Consider the following 26,557-nt stretch of genomic DNA (forward strand, 5'->3'; position numbering starts at 1 on the left):
GCGGCAGGTTCATCGACCATGTCTCCTGGATTTTCCTCTTTTCCTGCGGGAGCTCCCGGACTTCGCCGCCTTTTTGCTGCGTATCCCAAACTTGAACTCACAGGTCGGGGGAATGCTGCCCTTGCAGGTATTGCTCCGGCAGGTAATCTTGATTTTGCTGTTCCGCGGCCGGTGGTTGTCTCCCGGTTTGACCTCCTTGCCGTCCACATAAACCGGCTGGATGCTTCCCACCTGCGCAAACTTTTCGATGTTGAGAATCTCAAACCGGCGATCCTTATTGTTCAGGCATCGGTTTGCCGCCCGGATGTGCAGGGCGGGCGCCGAGATCTTGCCGCCGAACGACATATTGATCCGCGCTTCCTCCGCGCGGAACACACTGAACTTCCGGTGAATCGCCATCTCCCGCTCAAATTCTCCGCCGGCAAAGATGCCCGGAGTCTTCTCCACCACGGTCAGCGTAACCTGAAGCCGGGCCGGCAGCCGTTTCTTGCGAATGAACCCCAGAATTGCTGCCAGCGCCAGCAGCAGCAGACACATGGCCTTGATCATCCGGGGCAGCACCTGCCGCAGCGGCGGCGGGCCAATGTTCACTTCACAGGACTGGGAAATATGCACTTCATGATCGGCTGTGCCACTGGTCCAGTCAAGCCAGAGGACGGCTTTGCCGTAGTAGGTGTCGTCTGCCCCCTGCCCTGCATAGTGGGGCAGAACCAGCACCTGGTTCCCGTCCGGCTGCGTGGTCCAGAGAATTTCCCGGTCATCCAGATGACGTTCATACAGCGCCGCATAGATACGGTACAGCCATCCCAAAGCCCCGCTGCCGGCGCTGCCGGGATCGGCGGCTTCCATTCGGACCTCCAGCACGGCGCTGGCCATTTCTTCTGCGCCCGGTGCCAGCAGTTCCCCGGTTTCCGGGTTCTGAATCTGCGGGACAACCTGAACGGCCGAACCGTCCTCCAGAGTATCCAGCAGGAACTGATATGTTGCGCCGTCCTGGCTGACCTGTGGGAGCACAACCTCCAGCTGACCCGTCCAGACCTCCGGCCCCACTACGCTTTCAATGGGAACCCGGATTTGCTGCTGCCAGTCCAGCTGCGCCAGCAGCTCACCCATCAGCTCGCCGGAAGAAAATTTCACCGCGGTGCCGCCCTGTTCCAGGCCGGTCAAGGTATAGGTCTCGCCGCCATTGCTGTAGGTCAGGGTACAGGATTCCAGCTTGACCAGATTGCTGCGCACCGGCTCTCCTGAATCAGCATCCACCAGCTGAGCCGTCACATGATAGCTGCGATTATCCACCTCGGCTGTCTGCCGGTTCAGGTGATACTGGTTTCCCTGCTCGTCCTCCATCAGCAGTTCAATTTCCACCGCTGGGGTGTAATAAACTTCCACGTTGGACAAATCCGACACCGGCACCTGATAGGTTCCCGCTGGGATGGTGCCTTCGGACGAAAAGGATGCCAGAATGCCCTCTAGATTTGTGTCCACCAGAATGTTCTGCTGTTCCTCCGGGGTGTAGTTGCTGGGCATCTTGTCGCTGTAGCGCACTTCGGTCTGGGTCGCCGCCTGCAAAGTATCCTCTCCGCCGGACAGCGCCCCAATCTCAATCTTTTGCCCCTGGGCAAAGATGGTCAAATCCCACACCGGAATATCCGTTGTAAATTCCAACCCGTATGCGGTCTCCTTCAGATAGCTGTGGTCCAGCGCTCGCTGGTTAAACACCTGATTGGCGACTTCGATGATGCCGGACAGAATTTCTTCCGAATTTTCCACGCGATACGAGTAGATTCCCAACTCTGGGGCCTGCCCAATGCTCTGGGTTCCCTCTCCCATCACAAAATAGATGACCTTGATCCCCTGTTCTGCCGCCTGACGCAGGTACTCTTCCACCTGCTCAATGGGGGTATCAAATTCGCCGTCCGTCAGGACGATCAGCCACCTGTCCTGCCCCTGCTCCACCGTTTCCAGATAAGCACAAGCCGCTTTAACACTGTTGAAATAGGTTCCCTGGCTCAGGTGGTCCATCTCATGTACCGTCTGAACCCGCTGGTCTGCATCCATGCTGCCCTGAATCCGCACCGGGGCGCGGCTGCTTTCCACCGAATTGCGGTAGGCACTCATGGGAAAGATGCTCATGTTGTCCTCTTTTTTGAGCATCGCCGCAAACACTTCCATCGCATATTTTGCGCGGCACCAGTTTTCTGTATAGACATTGTCCTCGCGGACCATGCTGCCTGAATCATCGTATACCACCGCAATCTGCCGGGCATTCCCCATGCTTTCCACGGCCGCCGCAGCGGACGGCACCCACCCAGCTGCCATCCACAGCATCACCAGAACCAGCACAAGCACTGCCATCCAGCGGCTTATCGTTCCATCCTGCGTTTTCACCCAATTCCCCCTTTGCCCACTGTGTTACACAGCCAATGCCAGCCGTTTTGTCAACTGTTCCACCGTCAGCGTCTCTAACGCTTCGGGCTCTGTTTCGGCCCAGGCATATAGCTGTGCCAGCTGTTTCTGCGCTTCGGGTCCAGCCCCTTTGCTGTTGATCTTACCGCGCAGCGCATCCAGCAGCGCCAGCCGGTCCTTCCGTCCAGGGGCCAGTTCCCGCAAACTGAGGTAGGCCCGCAGCTTTTGCCGACCATTCTCTCTGGCCCATTCCTCAATTATGCTGTAAATCTCGTACTTTTCCGCAACTTCCCGCAAGGCCTGGATGTCATACATCTTATAATCATCCTTCCAGGGCTGTTCCCGGGTGGGTTTTTCCTCTGATTTTTCGCCGCCGGCCCTCCAAGCGGACAGCGCCTGTTCATACCGGCTCTGGGCAAACTCTTCCTTCAACTGATGCAGTTGCCAGGATACCCGGTCCAATCCATCCAGCTGTGCAAAACGGACCGGGTCCCGCTGGGGCAGGTCCGCCTCCCAGTCCTGGTCTTTCAGCCGGGACACTGGCTCCGGGCCCGCAAAGTCAGTCAGGCATACATGCAGCCCGGACGCTTTGTCCCGGGATGTTACCTCTCCCTTGTTTCGGCAAAATTCGACCCAATCTGCCAGCAAAACACTCCGGTACCCCGACGAGCGCATATAAGCGTTCCAGCGCCGGTGTTCATTGTACCCAATTGCATAATCCCGCGCCTGGTCTGCGGGCGCCTGCAAATACAAGTGCAGGCTCTCCCGTATTTTCAGGGGCAACTGTTCCGGGCACAGGTTGGGCGCCAAAAAGCCGCCGCTGTACAATTTATACTGAATATGCAGCGCCGCGGCCAGCGACGACCGGCGCTTGTATTCATTTTCAGCACTGAACTCGCCCTTTTTCTCCTGCCAGGCGTTATTGATCATCCAGGCAAAGTCATGCAGGATGCCCCACTGGTTACTGCCTGAATACAGATCCTGCACCGAGCCAAAGGGATGCAGGGTACAACCGTCCCGGCTGCCTGCCTGCCAGGCCTGGAGACTGGCTGTCAACGCATTGTTATTGACCACGTAGTGCACCCACCCATGGAATGACTCGGTCAGATGGATCGCCCGCAGGCGCCGTCCCAGCGCCATGGCCACAGCTATATTGCGCCGATCTGCGCCCAGACTGACATACCATATCCGGCAGTCCCGGAGCGGCTGCTGCATGAGGCGCGCTTCGAACGCCTCGCTCTCCGGATCAAGGGCTTCAAAGGCAATCTGACAGTACGCCTCCCGTCCGTCATTTTCCTCCAGCTCCGGAATCTGTGCATGGATGTGCCGGGCGAACCGTTCCGCATCCGGGCTGATGAGGTGGATGTTCAAATGCTTGTTCAGAATCTGCCCGCACCAGTACACCGTCCGAAACAAATTTTCTGCCCAAGCATCCGTGCCCAGAATGGCCACCGTGTAGGCTTCCTCCTGCTGCGGGCCGCGGACAAACGCATCATACAGCGGGTATTCGCTCAGCAGCCGGTACACCGTCATGGTGACCGGCGAAATCATCCGCAGGCGTATCGTCTTTTCCTCGCGATACCTGGAAAAAGCCTGTTCCAGAAGTTCCGGTGCGCTGGAATCATGGGTGTAGACCCAGATCTCTGTATCGGTCGCCCGACTCCAGAGACCTTCGCGGTGACTGGCCAGTTGGAGCGCATCCTGTAAGTTTCGCTCCTCGTCCTCCCGCGCAAGAACATAGCTGAGCGGACGTCTCCAGTTCAGTTTCAGCTCGCCGATGCCGTCCTTGAGACAGATCCACCCGCGGCGCCGTGCCTCCTCGATTTGGTTTCTCTCATCCTCTTCGCCTTCATTCGCCGCCGTATTGGCAAATACAATCCGGACACTGCTGTGGCGGCCAGCCTCCGATGCCATTTCCGCAGCCAGGCCAAAGGTGTTGTCATCCAGGCTAGAGAAAATCACCACCCTGCGGCACAGGTAGGTTTTATACCAGTAACGGAACTCAGGAAAAATATCTGCCAGAATGTTGAGAACCGCTGCACCGCCCACAATCGGGGCGCACATCAAAATCAGCGTTGAGTACAGATACGCAAACGCGCCCTCTGTATAAATGGCCTGTGAGATGACGTCATAGGATGCATCCAGAGTAAAACTTTGCAGGGCCGCAATCATCCCATAAAAGAAAAGATCCCACGGAGTCATCTGCGGGTATGTCAGCCGCTGGGATGCCAGATTGACCAGGAAAACAGCCAGGAAATACCACCCGGTAAACCGGATCATGCGATGGGTCTGTCCATGCCTTACGTTCTGGGCAAATGCAATGGCCATTGCCACCATGGAAAAGATCACACAAAAAAGGCTCATTTTATTCACCTTGTCCTTCCGGTTCACGATTGCGGCGCCAAGCTCAAATATAGCATTTTATTTGAATATTCCGGCCGTTTTGAATGCAGTTTATGATTACTTCTATAATACAATCAGCCTTCTATCCTGTCAACCTTCTGCCGACCTGGATATTACGGTAAACCGGACCAAAAATTTTCTCATTTTTCCGGCAACCTGCACAACATATCACCCAAAATATGCAGCATCATTTCTATTGACTTTCCCCTCGTTTGGCTTTATACTTTGTAATAATTTTTTCTGTCTGTGCCGGGAAAACGCACCTCAAAGATATGCCGATTGAGAGCATGATTTTCCGGTTTGTTTGGTGTGTGATTTTTTTCAATCGGACTGTCTTTTATCCTCTCCCACTGCCAATTTTAGCGGCTGTCATACAACCCGGGAAATCTGCCGCTCTCCAAAAGCGGTTTTGCCCTTTCATTTCACAAGTTCATCGGAGTGCGCTGTCCCGCCGGAGCTGTTTGGCTCTCTCCAAAAACATCTTTTATTCGTTGTTTTTTCTTCACAACGCCGACTGAATGTCAGTCGAAAGAGGCTGGCCGTTCCCCATGCAGGCCTGCCGCATACTGGCAGCTGCTTCCGGGTTTTGTACCCCATGGCACCGGCTGAACGCAGCATGTAATCCTCCCTTCATTGAAACCATTTCGTTTTCTGATGGAGGCGGCAAATCGTTTGCCCTGCGGGATGCAGGACTGATTTTCTATGGTGTAAAACCCACTTATTTTTGCGTGCGCTTCTGTCCATCACCCATCTGTGTTTGATCTTTTTGATCCGTGTTTTCAGGGGCGATATATGATTTATATTTTTCGCTTAAATTGGATGAAAAAGCTGTATTTCTTTTTTTGCTGAATAATGGATTACAGACCGCAAGAACGGCATTCATGCCGCTTCTTTTTATTCAAATAATGGATGCATTTTTTATTCGTTTTATCGAATCATGCGTCAAATTCGTCCATTCATTACATCAATTCCTCAATCTATTACAAAAAACACGGAGAGGCCACCGTTCATTGCCTCTCCGTGTTTCTATATTTTTGATTTCAAATTCTTGTATTTTTTTATAATTTTCGGCACCTCGCCGGGGAGCCAAACCAAGCCTTCCGGAGACGGTCCGGAAGCCGCCGCAGGCGGTTCAGCAGCCAAACTGCCACCAAACCGCAAAGTATACATCCGGCCCACACTGCCGAACTGAATACGACTTTGGCGGGAGCTGCAACCGTCTGCGGCTGAAAGAACAGGCTGCAAAATCCGCCCCCCAGGATGCCGGTCACCACCAGCATCCACTTGACGCAATGAAACGTTGCCGCACAAAGCCGGCTGCGCCAGGAACGCCGCAGCCTGGGCAGCTCGGTCCATTCGCGCAGGGCGTCCTTGTCCAGCCCGAGGATCTTTTCCATCTGCGCGTTGTACGTCTGATACTGCTGTACGATATCTTTGGCAGTGAACCACCTGAGCAGCTTAAAATATACCGCAGCGAGCAGAATGATCACCCCGACGCCCAGAGCCAGCCATAAAATACATGCCACTGCTGTTGCGGCAACGACGGCAGTATCCCGGTCCATATAGTTGGAAAACAAAGGATAAAAGAACCGGAACGCCGGTCTCATCTGCCAGGCGACCAGATGCACCAGCTTATCGCCCCAATCCATGCAAGTTCACATCCTTTCCTGTATGGTACGTTTCAACCATATTTTAGCATAGCTTCGCCTTGTCCTGCAAGAATCCAGGCAAAATTTGTTCGACCGCCCCAAAAGCTCATCTCGGATTTTTTCTGACCGTCAAGGAGAATCACGCCATGGAAAACAGAACGTTCCGCCTCTTTATCAGCTCCACTTTCCGGGATTTCATGGAGGAAAGAAATCTCCTGACTCAACAGGTTCAGCCTGCACTGGAGCGGCTTTGTGCCGCATACGGCTATCATTTTCAGCTCATTGACCTGCGCTGGGGCGTTACCACCCAGTCGGCCCTGGACCAGCGCACCATGGATATCTGTTTGAAAGAGGTGGACCGCTGTCTGCAAGTTTCTCCGCGGCCAAACTTTCTCCTGATGATCGGCAGCCAGTACGGCTGGATTCCGCTGCCCGCACACATTTCTCCCCGGCAGTTTCAAAGCCTCTGGGAGGCGGCAGCACCCGCAGAGCAGGAATTTCTAGGGCAGTGGTACGTCCTGGATCAAAACCAGATCGGCGGCGAATACTGTTTGCGGCCCCGGAACGGTCCATGGCTGGAGGATGCGCGCTGGCAGCAGGAGGAGGACAAACTTCGCGCCCTGTTGCAGCGGCTGCAGCAGGCTATACCGCCGGCAGCAGGCGAACCTTTTATGGCATCAGCCACCGAACTTGAAATCTGGCACGGCCTGCTGCACGCTTCTTCCCGGCAGGGCCACACCCTCGCTTTTTTCCGCACCGAAACGGGCGTACCGATTCCGGATTCTGTCGCCCGTCTGCGCAACCAGGTTCGCCAGCGGCTATCCGCTGACGGGCAGAGCGATGCCCTCACCGAGCTCACCGTGGGTCCGGCGTACCAGCAGCAGTTTGTGGACTGGGCCATCCAAAGCCTCAGCAAACGGATTCTGGCGGAGATGCAGCGCATCGAAACCCAGATGAAACGCCTTTCCCTGCATCAGGCCTCTCAGGAACTGCTGCATACCTTCCACGCGCCCTTCTATGGCCGCAGCCGGGAACTGGACCTTTTGGCCCAAGAGTTGCAGCGTCCAGGCAGCCGGCCCCTGTGTCTTCTGGGCGCATCCGGCAGCGGAAAAAGTGCGCTGCTGATGGAAGCGGCACTGCATTTTCCCCATCCGGATGACCTGTTTTTCTTGTTCTACGGTTTGGAACAGCATTCCTACCGGATTCTCGACGGTGTGCAGCAGCTCAGTGACGAGATCTCACAGCGATACGGGCTACAGATCAAAGAACCTCTGACCTATCGCAGGCTGGGCCTTCAGTTCAGTCATCTGCTGAAACAGATTCCCGCCGATCAGCACTGCGTCGTTCTGATCGACGCCGCAGAAATGTTTCAGGACATTGGCCTTCTCCATACAGCTCTGCTGCCTGAAACACTGCCGCCCCAGGTCCAGGTACTTTTCTCCACCACTGACCACTCTCTGGCCCAGCGTCTTTGCCCCCAGGTCCGCATTCTTCCACTGGATGACCTCGAAACGGCCGACCGCGAAGAAATTTTCCTCCGGCTGCTGGCCCAGCGCGGCCGCTGTCTGGACGCGCAGCAGCTTGCATTCCTGCGCAGCACCGCATTTTCCCAACCTTGCAGTCCCCTCTATCTGCAATTCCTGGCGATTTTGTGTAGTCACTGGCGTTCCGGCACACAGCCGGAAGCGCCGCCGCCGGATTTGAAACAAGCTGCCATTCAGGTCATTCACAGCATGTACCGGCAGCTCGGCCACGATGAGACTCTGGTGCAATATGCTCTGAGTACCATCGTCGCATCACCTTACGGCCTCGCTGAAGAGGATCTGCAAACGGTTCTGCTGCAAATTCCTCAGGTGCGCGTTGCCTTTGCGATGGAGGACCGTTACGACATCGCCCACAACCGCCTTCCCTTCGTGGTCTGGTCCCGGTTGTTCTGGGACCTGGATGGCGCTTTGCAGCTGGTTCCTTTCCACGGAATCCTGACGGTGCGCTGCTTCCATGCTGTATTCGCCCAGGCTATCCAGGATCTGTTTGCCGCTTGCTATACCCAGGCGCAAACCTTTCTGATCCGCTATTACACCCAGCTGCCTGTCTATCTGGATGCCGGGGAACGGCTGGTCCGCACTGGCAAGGTGTTTAATCTCCCATCCCTCCTGCGCCGCACCCGGGATCTCGATGCCCTTGCCCGGCTCTACCAACCGGATTTCGCGGATGCCTCCGTCCAGCTGGGCGAGCTGGAACACATGATCGATGACCTGCTCTGGCTGAAAAGCAACGGCCAGCACAGCCGGGATGCTCTGCTGGCCTGTCTGCAACAGAACCAGACTATGCTGCAATGCTATCGAGACGCTTTCCCCCTCTGCGCGGATGCAGCCGGTCTCCAGCAGGCTCCCGAGCTGCCGCTGCGGCTGGTTTCTGCCCATCCAAATGGCAATGGCCTGCCCTTTCCCTTTCGAAAAAACGTTCCCCTCATCTGGTCGCCCAGCGGGGCTCAGTATGCCGTCTGGGCGGGGCCTGATGTCTTTTTCTACCAGTTGGACAGCCAGACCGAATACCTCCACCTCTCCCTGCACGCAAGCGATTCTCTTCTGCATCAGCAGGCCGTATGGCCGCGGTCCGATTTGTTTGTGCTGGCATACGGGGCTTCCGTTTATGTCTACCAGCTGGAGGCAAACTCTGTCCAGCTCCTTTATCATCTGGATGGTTCCCTGGACTCTCCTCTCCTCCATGGATTTTATTGTGATCCACAGCTGGAGCTCCTGTTTTTGCTCGCAACAGATGACACCACGCTGATGGCCTATCATCTCACCGATGGACAGCTGCTCTATTCCATCAAGACACGTTTTTCAACAGCGCCCATTGTATTCTCCTCTCAATTTGTGATTGTCCTCAACCCCGTCCGATCACCCGATTTATTTTCTATCGCCGACGGCCAGCCCGTCCAGGACAGCCCTCTGCAGGCATCGATGCGCGCCGCCTTCGCCTTCCGTTCCATTCTCTTCCTTTCCTCGATGCCTTACCGTCTTCTGCCTTATCCTGACCCGGAGTCCACATCCTTTATCGTTACCCCCGTGTCTTTCCGGTTCGATGAGCTTCCTCCGACGCTGCCTCAGGGTGCCATCGTGATCCATCCAGACTCACCAAAAACACGGCAATGGTTTCTCCCTCCGGACCCGCAAAAACTGCGCTGCCAGTTGAGCGGTCTGCGGTCTATCGTCTATGGCTATTCCTCCCTGCTGCTCTGGCTGGATCTGCCCCAGAGACGCTTTTATCAAATGCCTTTTTCTGACCCCATTCAGCTGTCCTGGGTCCATCCGGATGAAACCTTATCGGTCCTGACCGAACAAGGCATGTTCCTGTTCAAAAAGCAGGACTTTGCCCCGGTTTCACAGGAAGTCTCTTCCTTTGCTGTTGATCCCTTCGCATGGCAGTTCCGCTCTTCCACACATCTGCTCGGTGCAATGTTCCATTCCTATTTTTTCGCCGTTCATCATCAGTTTTATCTGCAAGTAACTCTTCCCCTGAAGCAATTATTCCTGGCCGCCTGCATCACCCATCCCTGGCTCTCCCGACTTCCCGGGCAGGATAGTTCCTTTTCCTTTGTACTTACGCTGCTGGACGGCAGCTCCTCTGCGTCTTCTCCCGTCTCTGCCAGTCTCCGGTGCACCGGCCCTAGTGGAAGCTATGCGGTCGCCTATGAGCGGGCTGGGTGCATCTTGGTTTATCACCCCAACGGCCGGCCACGGCTGGAACTGCGCCCACTGGGTCAAACCCTTAACAGACATTTGCAGAAAATGTATTTTTCTTCGGACGAACAGTTTCTCCTGGTGCAGGGCAGCAGTTATCTGACCGTATACCATCTGTCCTCCGGCCGGCCACGGCTGCGGGCAAAGCTTCCTCCCTTTCTCGACTGCCGCGCCTCTTTTTCCGATGACAGCGCCAGCCTCACCATCTCTGTGCCAAATCGGTCTCCTATCACTGTTTCTCTGGCGCGGCGGCGCCGTCTCAACCTGTCCCGTACCAATACCCCTCTGGTACCGGTCCTTCGCCTGGCTTCTTTTCTGTTCATGATACGCCATACCGATACCCCGCCGGATGAAATTCTCTCAGACATGCTGTCCCTGCTGACCGAGCCGGAGGCGGTCCGCCTCGGCTTCTCTACGCCCGGCGTCTACCGTTGCAGCACTCTCACCGTCATCCTCAACTGGGTCACAGGCACCCTGACCCTTTTGCAGCAGGGCCGCTCCCGTGTGGTGGAATCCCCGCTTTTGGATCTCCGGCTCAGCTTAAAGCAGGAAGACCTATCTGCTTTGCCTTTTGACCGTTTTCTCCAAGAAAAAAACGACAGTTCCAGCGTGCTGATCGATCTGGGCCAGGCACACTATCTTCTGGTATCCCGGCTCTTGAACTCTGTCTTTCTTCTGGACGCAGCAAATGCCCGGATTCTGGCCGCATACAAGCATCACGGCCCCATCCTGGACGCTCGCTTTGCAGACGGGCAGCTCACCCTCTTTTCCAATACATGCTCGGTGCAAATGTTGCAAATCCGGCAGGACTGGCGTCCAAAAGACGGCGAATAAGGGTAATGTTTTCCTCTCTGGGAGCCCGCTTGTGCATCCTGTGTCCTCAACCGGTGGCAAAGCCCATAGAATTTTGCTATAATGGTTTTATCATTCCTCTGTATTCTGAAAGGAGAATTTGCTATGGAAACCTACCATCCCGCTCCTGTGGACACTTCAGACGTTATCCTCAGTCCGGAACTTCTTGCGCTCACCGAGCAGCTTGCTGCATCGGTTCATGATACCTGGGCCATCGGCCGCATGCAGGAAGGCTGGCAGTATGCTCCTGGAAAAGTCAATCCCGATCAAAAAACCACCCCTCTGCTGGTTCCCTATGACCAACTTCCGGAATCGGAAAAGCAGTACGACCGGAATACCGCTCTGCAAACCCTCAAGCTCATCCATAAGCTCGGGTACAAAATCATCAAAGTATAACGCTGTTTTTAGATGACAAAAGGCTGCTGCCGAGCTGATGCGCCAGGTCTGGTTGCAGTCATTTCACAAAATGTGAATATGTTCTTTCATTGCATGTGCTTCAACTATTTCCACGTGTTTGTAATCGCAGAGCATCCGCAGTATTTTCCCGATATCCTTTCTTAGCTTTCCGTAAATCACTTTTCTGCAATACTTGGGCACAAGTACAATGTGGTATTTGTAATTCCAAACGTATGTGATAAACTTTTTTCGTCCATATTGGATGAACCTCCTTTTGCTTGTTGGTGCGGTTGGCGTTACCCGCTTTCATTTTAGCAAAAGAAGATTCTTTTTTCATCGTATCAACGCTCGTGCTATACTCGTCCACAAGCATAGCTTGTGGTTTTGTAGTCCACCACCAAAAACAGCCTAGAAACTTGCGTTTCTGGGCTGTTTTCTTTTTGTCCGACCACACTTTAGGTGTCCATATCCTGGGAATGCCCCACAAGGGACTTGACAAGTCCCGCCGGGCAGCAGGCCACAGGATACCTGCACCTGCGTTCCCATGGGGCCCCGGACTTCCACCGTCCGGACGCTTCCCTGCAGCCCGGCCGCGCCGGTCCGGCGGTTTTCCACCGGCCGGCCCGGGGCCGCCGCCTCCAGATATACCGGCAGCGGCAGGACGGCGCAGCCGGTTTTCCCTCTTTGGGGCCTGGGATGCAAAGTGTCCCGGATATGCCCCTTCCCCTGCTTCTCACACTGGCGGCAGATAGTTCACCAGCAGTTCCACAAAGATATCAAACAGTACGGGGGAAATCGAGTCCGCCTCCGGGTCTGCCGAGAGGAAAGGCAGCAATACCAGCTTATCCACCTGGTCTGCGTAGCGGGGATCCGGGCGGGCGGTCACCAGCATCACCTTCCCGTTGGTCTGCAGAGCCTCTTTCATGATATGTTCGCCGCCGCTGACAGAAAAAATCATGAGAAGATCGTCCGATTCCATATAGTCTGCAAGCTCGTTCAGGGCGTCCCGGCTGACCGCCTGGGCAAAACGGCGATGCTTGCGCATCAGGATTTCCAGCAGCTCAGCCGCATGGCGGCTCTTGCCGATGCCGCTTGCAAAGATACGGGGAAATTGGCCCATGTACACGCCCAGTTCCCGGAGATAGTCGGCGGTCAGAAGCTGTTCCGCTTCATGAAGCAGCTGATACAGCTGGCTGAAATAAAACAGGTGTTCCTGCCCGCGCTCAGACTGTTCCGTCTGCTGGGCCACCATCTTGATCAGGTCGGCGCGGAAATCCTGGTACCGGGCATACCCCAGTCCCTTCACAAAACGGGACAGCGCCGGCTGGGAAACTCCGCACAGCTCGGCAAAGGTACTGGTGGACATATGGGTGATGCCGGAGGGGTTCTGCATGATCCGATCGTAGATGATTTGATCGTTCTGGGTGAATTCCGATTTGTGCAGTTCCATACGCTGCAGCGGGTTCATAATACCTTCTCCCTCCCCAAATGATTCTCTCTGTATCAGTTTAACAGAAATTCCGGAAAATACAATCCCGCGGCCGCTTCTGAATAAAAGTTTTATTCAATCATCTTGCAGAAAGGCGTTGGGCGTCCATGGCCCCCCTTGCCGGCGGCCCATGAATCACATAAAAGCGACAAAAACCCAGCAGATTGTCAAAAAACGCGGGAGATCTTTGTATAAAACTTATATTTACAATCTGGCCTCCAAACTGGAAAAAGCCTTCAAGCAGAGCCTGCCGGAGGCCATCCGCGGCATCCTGACCCCGGTGCTGGTGCTGGTAATTACCGTTCCCCTGACCTACATTGTGATCGGCCCTGTCTCGCAGGGCATCTGCGGCGCCATCTTTATGGTGGTCAAGGCCCTGTATGAGTGGGGCATCGTCGGCGGCATTCTTGCAGGCGCACTGGTCGGCGGCGGCTTCGGCGTGCTGGTTATGTTTGGCCTGCACTGGGTCATCATCTCGCTGGCCCTGTCCAACATCGGAATCAACGGCTTTGACTACATCATGGCTTCCGGCGGCATCGGCCCCATGATCGGCGTGGCGCAGGGCCTGTGCATCACTCTGCGCACCCGCAGCAAAAAAGTGCGGGATCTGGCGCTGCCCTCCTTCATCTCCCAGGTATGCGGCGTCGGCGAGCCGCTGATGTACTCCATCCTGATCCCATTGAAAAAGCCTTATGTCATCAACATTCTTTCCGGCGCAGTGGGCGGCGCTGTGATGGGCGCTCTGCGCACCAAAATCTATCTGTTTGGCTGGATCGACCGAATCTGCGCAGAATAAGGGCCTGCATCACCGAAAACCTCCCCCGCTGCACAGGGCGCTGACGCGCACCTGACGGAGGGAAACCGCTCACCTGGAAAGGAAAAAGATATCTATGGATCATCGCACCGAAATTTTGGATTTGCGCACAGCCCTGGAGGTTTTGCGCCAGACCCCGGGCCAGCTGGTGGAGACCCGGGTGGAAGTGGACCCGGCAGCCGCCACATCGGCGCCATGGCCGAGCGGGCCACCGAACTGGGACAGCCGCTGCCCATCTCGGTCTCCATCGGGGTGGACCCCGCCATCGAGGTGACCGCCTGCTTCGAGCCTCCCACCACCCCTCTGGGCTTCAATGAATTGTCCATTGCGGGCGCCCTGCGCCAGCGTCCGGTGGAGCTGGTCCCCTGTCTGACCGTGAAGGAACACGCCATCGCCAACGCCGAATACATCCTCGAGGGCGAAATCCTGCCCGGCAGCAACCATGTGGTGGAGGACCAGAACACCCGCACCGGCTTTGCCATGCCGGAATTTCCGGGCTACAACGGCCCCGCCAGCCACGAATGCTGGCTGCTCAAGGTCAAAGCGGTGACCCACCGCAGAAACCCCATCATGCAGACCTGCATCGGCCCGTCGGAAGAGCACGTCAACATGGCGGGCATCCCCACCGAGGCCAGCATCCTGGGCATGATCGACAAAGCCCTGCCCGGCAAGGTTCTGAACTGCTACGCCCACCGGTCCGGCGGCGGCAAATACATGGCCGTTCTCCAGTGCAGAAAGACGGTCCATACCGACGAGGGCAAACAGCGCCAGGCCGCCCTGCTGGCGTTCTCGGCGTTCCCTGAGCTGAAACATGTGATTCTGGTGGACGAGGATGTGGACATCTTCGACACCAACGATGTCCTTTGGGCCATGAATACCCGGTTCCAGGGCGACGTGGACATCATCACCATCCCGGGTGTCCGCTGCCATCCCCTGGACCCCAGCTCCAACCCGGCCTGCAGCCCCGCCATCCGGGATATCGGGTGCAGCTGCAAGACCATTTTTGACTGCACCGTCCCCTTTGACCAGAAAAGCCGCTTCCACCGGGCGTCTTTCCTGGAAGTAGACCCGGAGAAGTGGCTGCATGGGTAAGAAACAGCGTTTGATTGTCGGGATGAGCGGGGCATCCGGCGCGCCGCTGACGGTGGAACTGCTGCGCCAACTGTCCCTCTGCCCGGAGGTGGAAACCCATCTGGTGGTCACCCGCGGGGCGGAACTGACCCTCCGGCAGGAGTGCGGCATGACGCTGGACGATCTGAAACAGCTGGCGCCTGTATACCACGACAACGGCGACATCGGCGCCTCCATCGCCAGCGGCAGCTGCAAAACCATGGGGATGATTGTCTGTCCCTGCAGCATGAAAACCGTGGCGGGCATTGTCTCCGGCTACAGCGACAATCTGCTGCTGCGGGCCGCCGACGTCTGCCTCAAAGAGCGCCGCAGGCTGGTGCTGGCGGCGCGGGAATCCCCGCTTTCCACCCTTCACCTGCGGAATCTCTACGAGGCCAGCCAGCTGGGGGCCGTCATCCTGCCCCCCATGCAGACCTACTACAACCATCCCGCCACCCTGCAGGAAATGGTCTGCCTCACCGCAGCACGGATTCTCTCCCAGTTTGACCTGGAGCGGGATTTGCCGGAATGGGAGGGTATGCCATGAGTTCCGAGTTTTGTTTTGCCTGCACCGTCCTGGGCGCGCCGCTGACAGCCCGTCTCCAGCCCCTGGACGGCGGGATGCGGGCCGAAATTTACGGCGGCACCCGCCCGCATATCGGGGCGGTCAGCATCGCCGGGCCGGACGGGAAGGTCTCAACCACCCAGTTCCCGGCCCACAGGGACGGCGTGGTCTCGGCCCGGTGGGCCGGGGCTCTGGCCGCCGCCGGGTACCGTCCGGCGGTGGTGCTGGCGGGAATCCATTACGACCATCTGGACCGCGCCGGGATCGACCAGGTGGTCCAGGCGACGGAACACCTGCTGCACCAGGCGCTGGAAGCGCTGGCCGCAACGTCCTAAAAGATTCCAGCGTTTTTTGTCTGGTTTGCCGACCGACTGCGTCGGATCCTCGGAATGGCACCGACCTATCTCTTCGGTTTCACCGCCGCAGATTTGGCAGAGGAGACTGAAACCCTATGACCGGCCCGGATGAACGGAGAAAACAAATACAAAAAGCCCTGCGGCGTGCCTCAGACACCGCAGGGCTTTTGTCGTTTTCAGGTTTTTCGGGGACGGATCAAACACGAGGCGCAGATGCCAAACAGCCGCGCCCCGGTGGTCTCATCAGTTGTCTCCTCTGTGATACCGGATCTTCATGTGCTCGGAGGCATTTTTGAGAATCTGGCCAAGGGCCTTGTCCGACTCTTCCCGGACCATATCGGCAATCCTGCGGTTGGCTTCCTCCAGGATTTCAACAGGCTCCCCCTGCCGGATTTTCTCATCGTACTCGTACAGGAACTGCTGCCCGCGGTTCATCACGGCATTCACATACCGCTCATCCAGCAGCAAAGCATCCCCGAAATGGGCATCGGTCAGCGCCGCAATCAGCCGGCTGTGCCAGTACATGCTGTTTGTGGAAACCGTTTCGGTGGTACCGCTGAGATACTTGGGAAATTCCGTCACATTCGCGTATACCGGGAAGCAGGCCGTAAAGCCGCTGCCCCCCATCGACAGCCACTCCACCCCCTGGATGGCCGCCGGCAGGCCGCCGCGGATCTGCATGATCCCGCACACGTCGCTGTTGGGCACGCCGATGGTGCGATACCTGCCCTTGCAGGCGGCGGTCTTGTCGTAGGGATTGTAGGGCGTCCCCTGATAATAGGAGCCCAGCAAATACCGCACATCCTCCACCGTCACCTTGCGCTCCGGCACAAAGGACCAGGGGATGTCGTTGCTTTCCGGGGTGAAGTCGGCGTTTTCTCCTTCCCACTTATAGGTCCGGGGCAGGAAATACCGGGCCATGAACCAGGCGCGGGGCGTATTGTAAATATGGTCCGCATCCGAATGGGAACCGAAGGCCAGCCGCGGATTGAAACCCGCCCCCGTATCCAGCGCCAGGCTGTACTTCTCCACGAACGCCTGCAGGTCTTTGGAGCAAAGATTTTCCTTCTGCTCCCCGTACGCGTCCGAAAAGTCAAAGTGATCCAGACCAAACTGGTTGGGCATGACAACCACCCGGTCATCCGGCACACGCCGGGCAATCCAGTGGTGGCCGCCGATGGTTTCCAGCCACCAGACTTCCTCGGCATCTGCAAAGGCCATGCCGTTGGGCTCATAGGTGCCGTACTGCTCCAGCAGTGCGCCGGTGCGCAGCACGCCTTCCCGGGCAGAATGAATGTAGGGAAGCACCAGGGTCACCAGGTCCTCTTCCCCAATTCCGCCGGGCACTGCTTTGGTATTGCGCCCCTTCTTTTCCTGATACCGGACATAGGGGTCTGCGCCAATCACCCTGGCATTGCTGGTGATGGTCTCGGTGGCGGTCATGGCCACATTGGCCTCATTGATGCCGCAGGCGGGCCACATCCCGTTGGTCTTTGTCACGTTGGGACAGTCGGTGTAGCGCATGGCCTTCTCCGGGAGCTCGACCGTCAGGTGAGAAATGACCGTTTTATATGTAGCAGCCTTCTCCCTGGCCGGGTGCGCCAAAAGGCGCTTGGCTTCAAATCCGCCGTCATCATTGCGGGCAATGATGGTGGAACCGTCATGGCTGGCTTTCCTGCCGACCAGAATCGTTGTACAAGGCATAGATTGTCTCCTTTTCCATCTGCATCCGTTTCAATTACGCACAGCTTCGTCTTGCTGCACAGCAAACTTCCTGCATCCAAGAATCGACAAAAAATCTGTTTCTTCTTATTTGCCGCATTTATGATAGCACGGACGCTGCACCATTTCCAGTCCCTGTTTTCTCCGGCCTGTTTATGCGGATTGCCCTACTGTGCTGGGCGGCCGTGATGTGAACATGCGGAAACGGCACCGGCACCCTCAAGCGCACCCCGAAAGACAGTTTTTACTGGTACAAAAAAGTCACCGCCACCAACGGCGAATCCTTAAACAACCCCTAAGTATCCGCTGCTTCACAGCGCAAAACCGGTCTAAGTCCAAGAGGCAGGAGCTTCAAACAGAAGTTCCCGCCTCTTTTTCATGCGGCGTTGTCCGGCCCGCCCGCATTTCTGCGGGGCCATGGCGCCGCCCGCCTCTGTCACAGATCCCGTCGGAGGCGATCACGTCCTGGCACCCCCAGCGCCCCAGATGTGAAAATTTTCCGGCGGCCTTGACAAGTCATACTTTTTCTCTATAATGGAATTAGAATAATTCTAATTTCTGGTGATTGACTATGCGTTATGAATCAAAAATCTTGGAGATCATCTCCTCGTCCCACGCACATATGACGGCGGAACAGGTGTTTTTCACCCTCAAGCAGGAATATCCCGGCGTGGTGCTGGCCACGGTGTACAACAATCTCAACAGCCTGTGCCAGCAGGGCAAAATCCGCAAAATCAGCGTGGAGGGCTGTCCCGACCGGTACGACCGGAACACCCGCCACGACCATCTGGTCTGCCGCCGGTGCGGCAGCCTGGCGGATATCCACCTGGCGGACATCACCGCCCAGCTGGAGCAGCAGACCGGCTTTGCCATCGACGGGTATGATCTGAAAATCCAGTACCTGTGCCCCCGCTGCCGGGCGGCCCAGGACAGCGGCCAAGGCCGCGCCGAATCTGTACAGAAGTCTTCGGACCTGTAAATAAAACACATTGCAAGGAGGTTTTTACATGAGAAGCATTACAACGTTGGATCTGCAGTACGCGCACCGGTTTTATGGGTTCAAGGGCGAAGCCCAGTATCTCCACGGCCACACCGGCGTATTGACCATCGAAGTGGAAGACACGGTGGAGCCCGGCGTCAACATGGTGTTCCCCTGCAACGAAATCCAGAAAACCGCCTGGTCTGTGCTGAAAAACTTTGACCACGCCCTGATCCTGCGCCAGGACGATCCCCTGCTGCCCGCCATCCTGAAGGTCTATGAGGAACAGGGCATCCGCAACGGCGCGCCGCGGAGGGCGCTTGCAAAAACCGGAGCGCTGCGCCAGCTTCGGCCCGGCTGTTTCGTCCACTGGACGCGCCGGGCCAAAGCTGCCCTGGACCCAGATAGAGTGGTCGCTCTGGGCAAAAGCCTAAAAAAACACGACGGCCTTGGCTCGTTAAAACTTTAAGCGCTTACAAAAGACGGCCCGTTTTTTTCTTAACGGCTTTTGCCCGCCGTTCCGATTGGTACCACATGCCCGCCTCAGCGGGCTGGCGGTTCAATAGGTTTATAACTGCTGTAAAACCTCACACTTTAAAATTGCAAGGCTCTACCCTTTTTATGATCTAAACCCACCCAACCACCCATCTAAGGAACCCCCAGCCCTGCGGGCTCGCCCCCATGGGGCTTAAAACTTTTAGCTTCCTTTTTCCATAAAGGGCCTCGTTTTGTCCACTGGGCACGCCCGGCTCGGCTGCTCTAAACCAAAAACAACCCCCGCCCCTAGATGAGGCGAGGGTTGTTGTATTTTATAGGTTTTTCAGTGCGTACCGATCGAGAAAATCAGTCTACACAAGACTTTGGTCTCACCGGGCCGCAGGCCGGGAGCCTGCTAAAGAGGCTGAAACCTCACCGCCGGCAGGGCCTTGTGAAGCCCACAGCAGTCAGCGGTACCAGGTGAAAATCTTTTGGTCCTTTTCTTTTAGAAAAGGACGATGCGGCCGGCGCCGTAGGGGTTCTCGTAGTCCAGCAGGTAGCCGGGATAGTCGGCCAGGGGGCTGTTGGCGGTGGTGATGGTGGTGCCGTCAAACAGCATGGCGTAGCTGGACAGAACCAGATAATCCTCCGAGACGTAGTCCTTCACCAGGGTTGCGCCGTCGAACATGGCGAAGCCATCGCCCAGGCTGCGCAGGGTGTAGTTCATGCCGGCCATGTTGTAGGTGCGGTTGGGATCCAGAGGCTCGTAAGTGCCGGTAGTGCGGTTGTAGATCTTGACGTTCTGTACCCGCGGCGTGCCGGTGGCAGGGCCGGTCCAGACGTTCTGGTCGTCGGTCTGGACGGTGTTGGGCAGATCGGTGTGGATCTCATAGGTGGCGCCTGCAACCTGCAGGAAACCGCCGTTCTCCTGGCCCGAACCCGCAAACCGGGCGCCGAACTCCAGGGCGTTCTGGATCTGGGCGCCGGTCACCGACATCAGGCAGGCCACGTTCCCGAAGGGGCTGACCGTCTTGCAGGTCATGTAGGTCCAGTCGCCTGCCGGCACGTCGGCACGGATGCCGCCGCCGTTCATGATGGCGATGTCGCAGTCCAGCTTCTCGATCTCGTTGAAGTAGGCATAGATGCCGTCGGCCACCAGGTCGCCCATGTTGGTCTCCTGGCTGCGGATCAGGCGCTTGCCGGTGACGGGGTCGTTGATGTAGAAGTTCACCGGGCTGGCAGCGATCTTCTCGCCCAGCATATCGTCCACGGCGGCGATCCAGTCGGTCTGGAGGATCTGCGTCTCGTTGAAGGGGTTCAGGTTGGTGGAGGAAATCAGCTCGGTGGTGAAATCGCGGTCGGTGTTGATGACCATACGGCCCACGTTGCCCATGTAGCAGCCGGTCTGGGTCAGGACCACCGGGTTGCCCTCGGCGTCACGGACGATCTCGCCGGCCATCTCGGTGTGGGAGTGGCCGTCGATGAAGGCGTTGAAGCCCACCGTGTTCTGGATCACCTCACGGCTGGTCCAGGGCGACGAAGAACCGTCCACGCCCAGGTGGCCCAGGCCGATGACGAAGTCGGCGTACAGCCATGCCTCGTCGATGGCCTTCTGAACGGCCTTGTACAGCTCCTTGCCGTCGTCGCCGCCGTCAATGCCGTAGATGTACTCGGTCTGGTCGGCGTTCATGAAGTAGGCGGGGGTGGACTTGGTGATGGTCTCGGGGGTGGTGACGCCGATGAAGGCCAGCAGCCGGCCGCCGCGGAAGAAATACTTGATGGAGGGCAGCACCTTCCGGCCGGTGCGCAGGTCCTTGAAGTTGCAGCTGACGTAGGGGAAATCGGCTTCCTCGTTGATGATGGTCATGATGCGGTCCATGCCATAGTCAAACTCATGGTTGCCCAGGGTGGCCAGGTCATAGCCGGCGGAGTTCATCAGCTTGATGATGGAAGCGCCCTTGTCCATGGCGCCGTAGGCGGTGCCCTGGATGTGGTCGCCGGCATCCACCAGCAGCACGTCCATGTCTGCATCCTCATAGCTCCGCTTCAGGGCAGCGATCGAAGCATAGGTCAGATCCGGGCTCTCGTTGTCGATGTAGGTGTGCACATCGTTGGTGTACAGGATGGTGATGGGAGTCTTGTCAGGCGCTACCAGGGGATAGAAAGCGTCTGCACCCAGGGGGGCCGCAGTCAGGCCCAGGGCCGCTGCTGCGCCGGTGGCTGCACCGGCGGCCTTCAGGAAATTACGACGGGATATATAGCTTTTCATCGAAATGTCCTCCTCGTCTGTTTACTGCATTGTGGTGTCGGTTTTTGCGCCGCAGGGCATCCAAACCCCGCAGTACTGTACTATAACAATAGCATAAAACCCCACCTAAAACAAGACCTAAACCGTCAAATCCTGTTTTTTTCAAACCATATCTCAAAAGTTATTGGACACTCTGGCCAAAAAACAGTCAAGTTGAGCCCTTCCCCTCCCCGGCCGCGGCGCAGAGGCCGTCCGGGCCGGATTTTCCCCGCCGGGCCCCTGCAAAGCCGGGATGCGGCCCCGGGCTGCGGCGCCCTGCTTTCCTTTGGGCGGCGCCGCGCCCTTGCAAAAGGCAGACCGCTGTCCTCTTGCGCTTGGCCAATTTTCCCGGCGGGCCGCAGGTGCGCCCTTGTGAAAATTGGAGCGCTGCCCCGGGTTGCCGTTACCCAAATTTTCTGCGCCGGACGCAGTCCGCTTGAAAATTTGGACGGCGGCCCCTGCTCCGCCTCGGCTGTTTCTGCCGCAGGCAGCGCCTCGGCTGCGCAGCCAAACACAGCTCCCTGTTTCGTCCACAGGACGCGGTCGCTGTGTTTGCCCCTGGGGACAAAATTTGCCGCAGAACCGCGCACGCGGCCTTGCGGCCTCGCACACTCTCTGCGGCAAATTTCCCTGTAGGTGTCCCGGCCGTACGCACATGTCGTCCGGCCGGGACTTTTTTGTTGGGTGAAGGACGCAAAAACCGGACCCGTGCCTCAGTGCACCGGTCCGGTTTCTGCTCATGGTCCGTTCTATGGTCGCGTGTGAAAATGTCGGAAAATATCAGCCCTTCTTGAGCACCCAGCACTCATAGGGGCGCAGGCTGGTGCGGCTGCCGCCGTCGGGATAGTTCCCCAGCAGCAGGCCGGCGTCGGCCCAGCCCTCGGGCAGGGTCACGGGGGCGTCATGGCCGGTGAGGTTGCAGACCACCAGGAGCTGGGTGTCCTCATTCCACCGGCGATAGGCCAGCAGGTCGGGGTCGTCCTTGTACAGGAACTGGATCTGTCCCCCGCTGATGACCGGCTCCTGCTTGCGCAGGGCCACCAGCTGTTTGTAGTAGCTGAAAATCGAGTCGGGGTCCTTCACCTGGGCGGCGGCGTTGATGGCCGGATAGTTGTCCGCCTCCCCCAGCCAGGGGGTGCCGGTGGTGAAACCGGCGTGGGCGGTGCCGTCCCACTGCATGGGGGTGCGGCCGTTGTCCCGGCTGCGCTGGGCCAGGATCTCCAGGGCCTCGGCGGCGGTCTTGCCCTGCTGCTGGAGAATCTGGTAATAGTTCAGGCTCTCCACGTCCCGGTACTGGCCGATGGAGGTGTAGTGGGCGTTGGTCATGCCGATTTCCTCGCCCTGGTAGATGTAGGGGGTGCCCCGCATCATGTGGGTGGCGGTGCCCAGCATCTTGGCGCTTTCCTTCCAGTACCTGCCCTCGTCGCCGAAGCGGCTCACCGCCCGGGGCTGGTCATGGTTGCACCAGAAAAGGGCGTTCCAGCCGTGACCCGCCTGCATCCCCTCCTGCCAGAGGGTGAACAGGTTTTTCAGGGCCATCCGGTCGGGGGGCATCAGGGACCACTTGTCCCCGTTCTTGTAGTCCACCTTCAGGTGGTGGAAGCTGAAGCTCATGGTCAGCTCGTGGCGGTCGGGGTTGGTGTAGCCGATGCAGTTTTCCAGGCTGGTGGAGGACATCTCACCCACCGTAATCATCCCGTCGATGCCGCCGGCGGCCACCAGTTCCTGCAGATACCGGTGGACGTTGCGGCCGTCGGTGTAGAACCGCCGCCCGTCCCCCTCATAATCGTCCTCAAAGACCTCGGGCTTGGAGATCAGGTTCACCACGTCGAAGCGGAAGCCCTTGATCCCCTTCTCCCGCCAGAACCGCAGGATGCCGGCCAGCTCGGCCCGCACCGCCGGGTTTTCCCAATTCAGGTCAGCCTGGCTGACGTCGAACAGGTGCAGGTACCACTTGCCCAGGCCGGGCAGGTATTCCCAGGCCGGCCCGCCGAACTTGGACACCCAGTTGGTGGGGATTTTGTCGGGGGCGCCGTCCTTGAAGATGTAGTAATCCTGATACTTCTTGTCCCCGGCCAGGGCCTTCTGGAACCACTCGTGGTCGGTGGAGGTGTGGTTGAACACCATGTCCAGCATCAGTCCGATGCCCCGCTTGTCCGCCTCGCGGATGAGGGTTTCCAGATCCTCCATGGTGCCGAACCGGGGGTCTACCGCCCGGTAGTCCGCCACGTCATAGCCGTTGTCCCGCTGGGGCGAGGGGAAAAACGGGGTCAGCCACAGGTAATCCACACCCAGGTCTTTCAGGTAGTCCAGTTTGGCGGTGACGCCGGGCAGGTCGCCCAGGCCGTCGCCGTCGGTGTCGCAAAAGGACTTGGGGTAAATCTGATACACCACTTTATCTTGGAAATTTGCCATCGCGTATCCCTTCTTTATCTTGCCGAAATGTTCTCTCTTATCATATATCCTGTCTGCCCGCGGGAGCGGGTCGGAAATGGCTTTGGAATTACTGCACGTGCTTCTTCTTGCCCACGATGACGGTGAGGACGAAGGGCACCACCACAGCGATCAGCATGCACAGAGCGAAGCTGAGCATGGACTGGGGCTGGATGGAGAGGATGCCGGGCAGGCCGCCCACGCCGATGGCATTGGCGGTGGTGGAGGTGGCGGTGCAGACCACGCCGGCGATGGCCGAGCCAATCATGCCGCACAGGAAGGGGAAGTTCAGCTTCAGGTTGACGCCGAAGATGGCGGGCTCGGTGACGCCCAGGTAGCAGGAGATGCAGGCGGGAACGTTGACTTCCTGTGCGTCGGCATTCTTGCGCTGGAGGTAGATGACGCCCAGAACGGCGGAGCCCTGAGCGATGTTGGACAGGGCGATCATGGGCCACAGCATGGTGCCGCCGAAGTCAGCGATCAGCTGCAGGTCGATGGCGTTGGACATATGGTGCAGGCCGGTGATAACCAGCGGCGCATAGATGAAGCCGAAGATGGCGCCGAACACCACCCGGAAGGAGCCGGAAATGCCGGCGTACACCACCGAGGAGATGGCGGAGCCGATGGTCCAGCCGATGGGGCCCAGGACGAAGTGGGCGGCCATGACGGCCAGCACCAGGCTGCAGAAGGGCACCACGATCATGGAGATGACGGCGGGGCAGATTTTGCGGAAGAACTTTTCCAGATACACCAGGGTGAAGGCGGCCAGAACGGCGGGGATCACCTGGGCCTGGTAGCCGATCATGTTGACCTGGATGAAGCCGAAGTCCCACTTGGGGATGTCGGCGGCGGCGGTGGTAGCCACCGAATAGGCGTTGAGCAGCTGGCCGGACACCAGGGTCAGGCCCAGGATGATGCCCAGGATCTGGGTGGTGCCCATTTTCTTGGTCACCGACCAGCAGATGCCCACCGGCAGCATATGGAACACGGCCTCGCCGATCAGCCACAGGAAGCTGTCCACGCCGCTCCAGAACTGGCTGATGTCGCACAGGGTCTTGGTGCCGTCCTCGAACAGGTACAGGCTGTCGATGCAGTTGCGGAAGCCCAGGATCAGACCGCCGGTGATGATGGCGGGGATCAGGGGGGCGAAGATCTCAGCCAGCGCGCTCATGACCTTCTGCAGGCGGTTCTGGTTCTGCTTGGCGGCGCTCTTGACCGCCTCCTTGGAGACGCCCTCGATGCCCGACACCGCTACGAAATCATTGTAAAACTCGGACACGGTGTTGCCGATGATGACCTGGAACTGGCCCGCCTGGGTAAAGGTGCCCTTGGCGGACTTGATTTTCTCGATCCGGGGCACATCCGCCTTGGCCGGGTCGTTGAGCACAAAGCGCATCCGGGTGACGCAGTGAGACACCGCCGCAATGTTCTCTTTGCCGCCGACGGCCGCCAGCAGCTCTTTTGCGTCCTCTTGGTACTTGCCCATGAAAACATCCTCCTTCGATTGGTGCCACATGTTCAAAAGTCCGAACATGTTCAAATAGGTTTTCGTTCTGGAGCAAGTATAGCATTCCGGACAAAAAAGTCAATCGAAACCCGCAAAAATATGCGTGACACCAGACATTTTCAGAGCATGGCACAAACTGCGCTCTTGCAATTTGGAAGGATTCACTGTATAATAGGGTCAAACATCTGAACATGTAGGAGGTTGATTACGGTGCCCAAAGCCAAATACGAAGGGATCTACCGCAGCATCAAGCAGCGGATCGAAGCCCTGGATTATCCCTACCAGACCCTGCTGCCCGCCGAGAGCGAGCTGATCCAGGAATACGACTGCGCCCGCAACACCCTGCGCCGGGCCCTGGCGGACCTGACGTCGGACGGATACCTGCAGCCCATCCAGGGCAAAGGGGTGCGGGTGATTTACCGGCCGGTGGGGCGGACGGCGTTCCGGATCGGGGTGATCGAGAGTTTCCGGGAGACCGCGGCCCGCAACCACCTGCGGGCGGTGACCAAGGTGGTGAGCTTTGAGCCCACCGTGGCGGACGAGCGGCTGGCCTCCCAGAGCGGGTTCATGGTGGGCGAGCCTTTGTGGGCCATCGAGCGGGTGCGGTATCTGGACGGCAAGGCCCTGATCCTGGACTGCAACTACTTTTCCCAGGAAATGATCCCGGGCCTCACCGCCGAGATCGCCGCCGGCTCCATCTACGACTACATCGAAAAAGACTTAAAACTCCGCATCACCACCACCAAGCGCCGGGTCACCATGGACCACGCCACCACCCGGGACCGGGCCCTGCTGGACCTGGACGACTACGACGGTGTGGTGGTGGTTTCCAGCCTGACCTTCGACGCCGACGGCCTGCTGTTCGAGTACACCCAGTCCCGCCACCAGCCGGCCTATTTCTGTTTTGAGGATACCGCCACCCGGCGGAGGCAGAGTCAGAGCGAAGGGTGATTTTGCCCGCTTCGGTGGGCAGTCAAGCCGACCGCGTCCTGCGAACGAAACCGCTTTATGGTCTATTCCCCCGAAGGGAGCAACGGCGGCGACCGCGTCCAGTGGACGAAGCAGTGAGCCGCCGCTGGCGCCGCGCTCCGGTTTTTGCAAGCGCCCTCCGTGGCGCGCCGCAAAAATCGGCTAAGCGCAAGAGAATTGTCGCGCAGCGACAGGGGGACACATTAAATGGGTGGAGGGTGGGTTTAGATCATAAATAAGCAAAAACTTTGCCGCTCCTGCCTTTAACACTCTGTTTCTTCTCCCTCTTTTTCCGCTCCGCTGGGGCCAGAGGGCCAGGGAGGGGGTTTCGACTCCCCCTCCCTAGGCCCTCTGGACTCCCTACCCACCCTAACGACCAGGGGAGACCCCTGGACCC

General features: G+C 57.9%; 15 protein-coding genes and 3 pseudogenes. 9 read left to right on the top strand and 9 right to left on the bottom strand.

Features of this window, described 5'->3' with window-relative positions:
- Positions 1 to 9 precede the first annotated feature (9 nt).
- The 3 genes from B5F27_RS16985 to B5F27_RS07885 all read right to left on the bottom strand — a co-directional run bounded on the left by B5F27_RS16985 (position 10) and on the right by B5F27_RS07885 (position 6,458).
- Positions 10 to 2,388, bottom strand: a complete 2,379-nt coding sequence (locus B5F27_RS16985; protein ID WP_158098218.1) for a vWA domain-containing protein — start codon at positions 2,386 to 2,388, stop codon at positions 10 to 12.
- A 24-nt stretch (positions 2,389 to 2,412) separates the two neighbouring features.
- Complete coding sequence (locus tag B5F27_RS07880) at positions 2,413 to 4,770, bottom strand: hypothetical protein (protein ID WP_087366181.1); 2,358 nt, start codon at positions 4,768 to 4,770, stop codon at positions 2,413 to 2,415.
- Between the two features lie 1,097 nt (positions 4,771 to 5,867).
- A complete protein-coding gene (locus B5F27_RS07885; protein WP_087366184.1) occupies positions 5,868 to 6,458 on the bottom strand; it encodes a hypothetical protein in 591 nt (196 codons plus the stop codon).
- A gap of 146 nt (positions 6,459 to 6,604) precedes the next feature.
- Between B5F27_RS07885 and B5F27_RS07890 the strand changes: the two genes are divergently transcribed.
- Together B5F27_RS07890 and B5F27_RS07895 are read left to right on the top strand one after the other, a co-directional pair.
- On the top strand, positions 6,605 to 11,038 hold the full coding sequence (locus B5F27_RS07890; protein WP_087366188.1) for an AAA family ATPase: 4,434 nt from the start codon (positions 6,605 to 6,607) through the stop codon (positions 11,036 to 11,038).
- Positions 11,039 to 11,161: 123 nt separating this feature from the next.
- Entirely contained in the window at positions 11,162 to 11,452 is a 291-nt protein-coding gene (locus tag B5F27_RS07895; protein ID WP_087366191.1) for a RyR domain-containing protein, read from the top strand.
- A gap of 66 nt (positions 11,453 to 11,518) precedes the next feature.
- Here the strand turns inward: B5F27_RS07895 and tnpA are convergent.
- Both tnpA and B5F27_RS07905 read right to left on the bottom strand, forming a co-directional pair.
- Positions 11,519 to 11,709, bottom strand: a pseudogene (tnpA, locus tag B5F27_RS07900) (IS200/IS605 family transposase); the annotation flags it as partial.
- A 476-nt stretch (positions 11,710 to 12,185) separates the two neighbouring features.
- Complete coding sequence (locus B5F27_RS07905) at positions 12,186 to 12,920, bottom strand: MurR/RpiR family transcriptional regulator (protein ID WP_087366194.1); 735 nt, start codon at positions 12,918 to 12,920, stop codon at positions 12,186 to 12,188.
- A gap of 208 nt (positions 12,921 to 13,128) precedes the next feature.
- On the opposite strand from B5F27_RS07905, the gene B5F27_RS07910 reads away from it, so the two are divergent.
- The 4 genes and pseudogenes from B5F27_RS07910 to B5F27_RS07925 all read left to right on the top strand — a co-directional run bounded on the left by B5F27_RS07910 (position 13,129) and on the right by B5F27_RS07925 (position 15,765).
- Positions 13,129 to 13,737 (top strand): PTS transporter subunit EIIC, encoded by a 609-nt coding sequence (locus B5F27_RS07910; protein WP_242962127.1) that lies wholly within the window; start codon positions 13,129 to 13,131, stop codon positions 13,735 to 13,737.
- A 189-nt stretch (positions 13,738 to 13,926) separates the two neighbouring features.
- A pseudogene (locus B5F27_RS07915) lies at positions 13,927 to 14,847 on the top strand (UbiD family decarboxylase); the annotation flags it as partial.
- Positions 14,840 to 15,412 carry a UbiX family flavin prenyltransferase gene (locus tag B5F27_RS07920; protein WP_087366200.1) on the top strand — a complete coding sequence of 191 codons (573 nt, stop codon included), beginning with the start codon at positions 14,840 to 14,842 and terminating at the stop codon, positions 15,410 to 15,412. The pseudogene B5F27_RS07915 and the gene B5F27_RS07920, both read left to right, overlap by 8 nt.
- Complete coding sequence (locus tag B5F27_RS07925; RefSeq protein ID WP_087366203.1) at positions 15,409 to 15,765, top strand: hypothetical protein; 357 nt, start codon at positions 15,409 to 15,411, stop codon at positions 15,763 to 15,765. The genes B5F27_RS07920 and B5F27_RS07925 overlap by 4 nt, the downstream gene beginning before the upstream one ends.
- A gap of 264 nt (positions 15,766 to 16,029) precedes the next feature.
- Here B5F27_RS07925 and B5F27_RS07930 read toward each other — a convergent pair whose 3' ends face one another.
- Positions 16,030 to 17,490 (bottom strand): C69 family dipeptidase, encoded by a 1,461-nt coding sequence (locus tag B5F27_RS07930; RefSeq protein ID WP_087366206.1) that lies wholly within the window; start codon positions 17,488 to 17,490, stop codon positions 16,030 to 16,032.
- A 589-nt stretch (positions 17,491 to 18,079) separates the two neighbouring features.
- Here B5F27_RS07930 and B5F27_RS07940 point away from each other — a divergent pair.
- Positions 18,080 to 18,487: a transcriptional repressor gene (locus B5F27_RS07940; protein WP_087366209.1), complete on the top strand. Its 408-nt coding sequence runs from the start codon at positions 18,080 to 18,082 to the stop codon at positions 18,485 to 18,487.
- Positions 18,488 to 18,515: 28 nt separating this feature from the next.
- Positions 18,516 to 18,797: pseudogene (locus tag B5F27_RS07945) on the top strand (6-carboxytetrahydropterin synthase); the annotation flags it as partial.
- 672 nt (positions 18,798 to 19,469) lie between these two features.
- On the opposite strand, the gene B5F27_RS07950 reads toward B5F27_RS07945, so the two are convergent.
- The 3 genes from B5F27_RS07950 to treP all read right to left on the bottom strand — a co-directional run bounded on the left by B5F27_RS07950 (position 19,470) and on the right by treP (position 25,170).
- Positions 19,470 to 21,233 carry a bifunctional UDP-sugar hydrolase/5'-nucleotidase gene (locus B5F27_RS07950; RefSeq protein WP_087366212.1) on the bottom strand — a complete coding sequence of 588 codons (1,764 nt, stop codon included), beginning with the start codon at positions 21,231 to 21,233 and terminating at the stop codon, positions 19,470 to 19,472.
- Between the two features lie 798 nt (positions 21,234 to 22,031).
- Positions 22,032 to 23,666 (bottom strand): alpha,alpha-phosphotrehalase, encoded by a 1,635-nt coding sequence (gene treC, locus B5F27_RS07955; protein WP_087366215.1) that lies wholly within the window; start codon positions 23,664 to 23,666, stop codon positions 22,032 to 22,034.
- Between the two features lie 88 nt (positions 23,667 to 23,754).
- Complete coding sequence (gene treP / locus B5F27_RS07960) at positions 23,755 to 25,170, bottom strand: PTS system trehalose-specific EIIBC component (protein ID WP_087366218.1); 1,416 nt, start codon at positions 25,168 to 25,170, stop codon at positions 23,755 to 23,757.
- Positions 25,171 to 25,401: 231 nt separating this feature from the next.
- Here treP and treR point away from each other — a divergent pair, with 231 nt between their 5' ends.
- Positions 25,402 to 26,142: a trehalose operon repressor gene (gene treR / locus B5F27_RS07965; RefSeq protein ID WP_087366221.1), complete on the top strand. Its 741-nt coding sequence runs from the start codon at positions 25,402 to 25,404 to the stop codon at positions 26,140 to 26,142.
- Positions 26,143 to 26,557: the final 415 nt, after the last annotated feature.

Origin of the sequence: Faecalibacterium sp. An192, assembly GCF_002160175.1 — a bacterium.
Lineage (GTDB): Bacteria > Bacillota > Clostridia > Oscillospirales > Ruminococcaceae > Faecalibacterium.

Excerpts from the sequence above, each read along its gene's own strand:
- treP (WP_087366218.1), bottom strand. The coding sequence starts at position 25,170 with ATGGGCAAGTACCAAGAGGACGCAAAAGAGCTGCTGGCGGCCGTCGGC.
- B5F27_RS07885 (WP_087366184.1), bottom strand. The coding sequence starts at position 6,458 with ATGGATTGGGGCGATAAGCTGGTGCATCTGGTCGCCTGGCAGATGAGA.
- B5F27_RS07880 (WP_087366181.1), bottom strand. The coding sequence starts at position 4,770 with ATGAGCCTTTTTTGTGTGATCTTTTCCATGGTGGCAATGGCCATTGCA.
- B5F27_RS07905 (WP_087366194.1), bottom strand. The coding sequence starts at position 12,920 with ATGAACCCGCTGCAGCGTATGGAACTGCACAAATCGGAATTCACCCAG.
- B5F27_RS07890 (WP_087366188.1), top strand. The coding sequence starts at position 6,605 with ATGGAAAACAGAACGTTCCGCCTCTTTATCAGCTCCACTTTCCGGGAT.
- B5F27_RS07950 (WP_087366212.1), bottom strand. The coding sequence starts at position 21,233 with ATGAAAAGCTATATATCCCGTCGTAATTTCCTGAAGGCCGCCGGTGCA.
- B5F27_RS07925 (WP_087366203.1), top strand. The coding sequence starts at position 15,409 with ATGAGTTCCGAGTTTTGTTTTGCCTGCACCGTCCTGGGCGCGCCGCTG.
- B5F27_RS07940 (WP_087366209.1), top strand. The coding sequence starts at position 18,080 with ATGCGTTATGAATCAAAAATCTTGGAGATCATCTCCTCGTCCCACGCA.
- B5F27_RS07895 (WP_087366191.1), top strand. The coding sequence starts at position 11,162 with ATGGAAACCTACCATCCCGCTCCTGTGGACACTTCAGACGTTATCCTC.
- B5F27_RS07930 (WP_087366206.1), bottom strand. The coding sequence starts at position 17,490 with ATGCCTTGTACAACGATTCTGGTCGGCAGGAAAGCCAGCCATGACGGT.
- B5F27_RS07920 (WP_087366200.1), top strand. The coding sequence starts at position 14,840 with ATGGGTAAGAAACAGCGTTTGATTGTCGGGATGAGCGGGGCATCCGGC.
- treC (WP_087366215.1), bottom strand. The coding sequence starts at position 23,666 with ATGGCAAATTTCCAAGATAAAGTGGTGTATCAGATTTACCCCAAGTCC.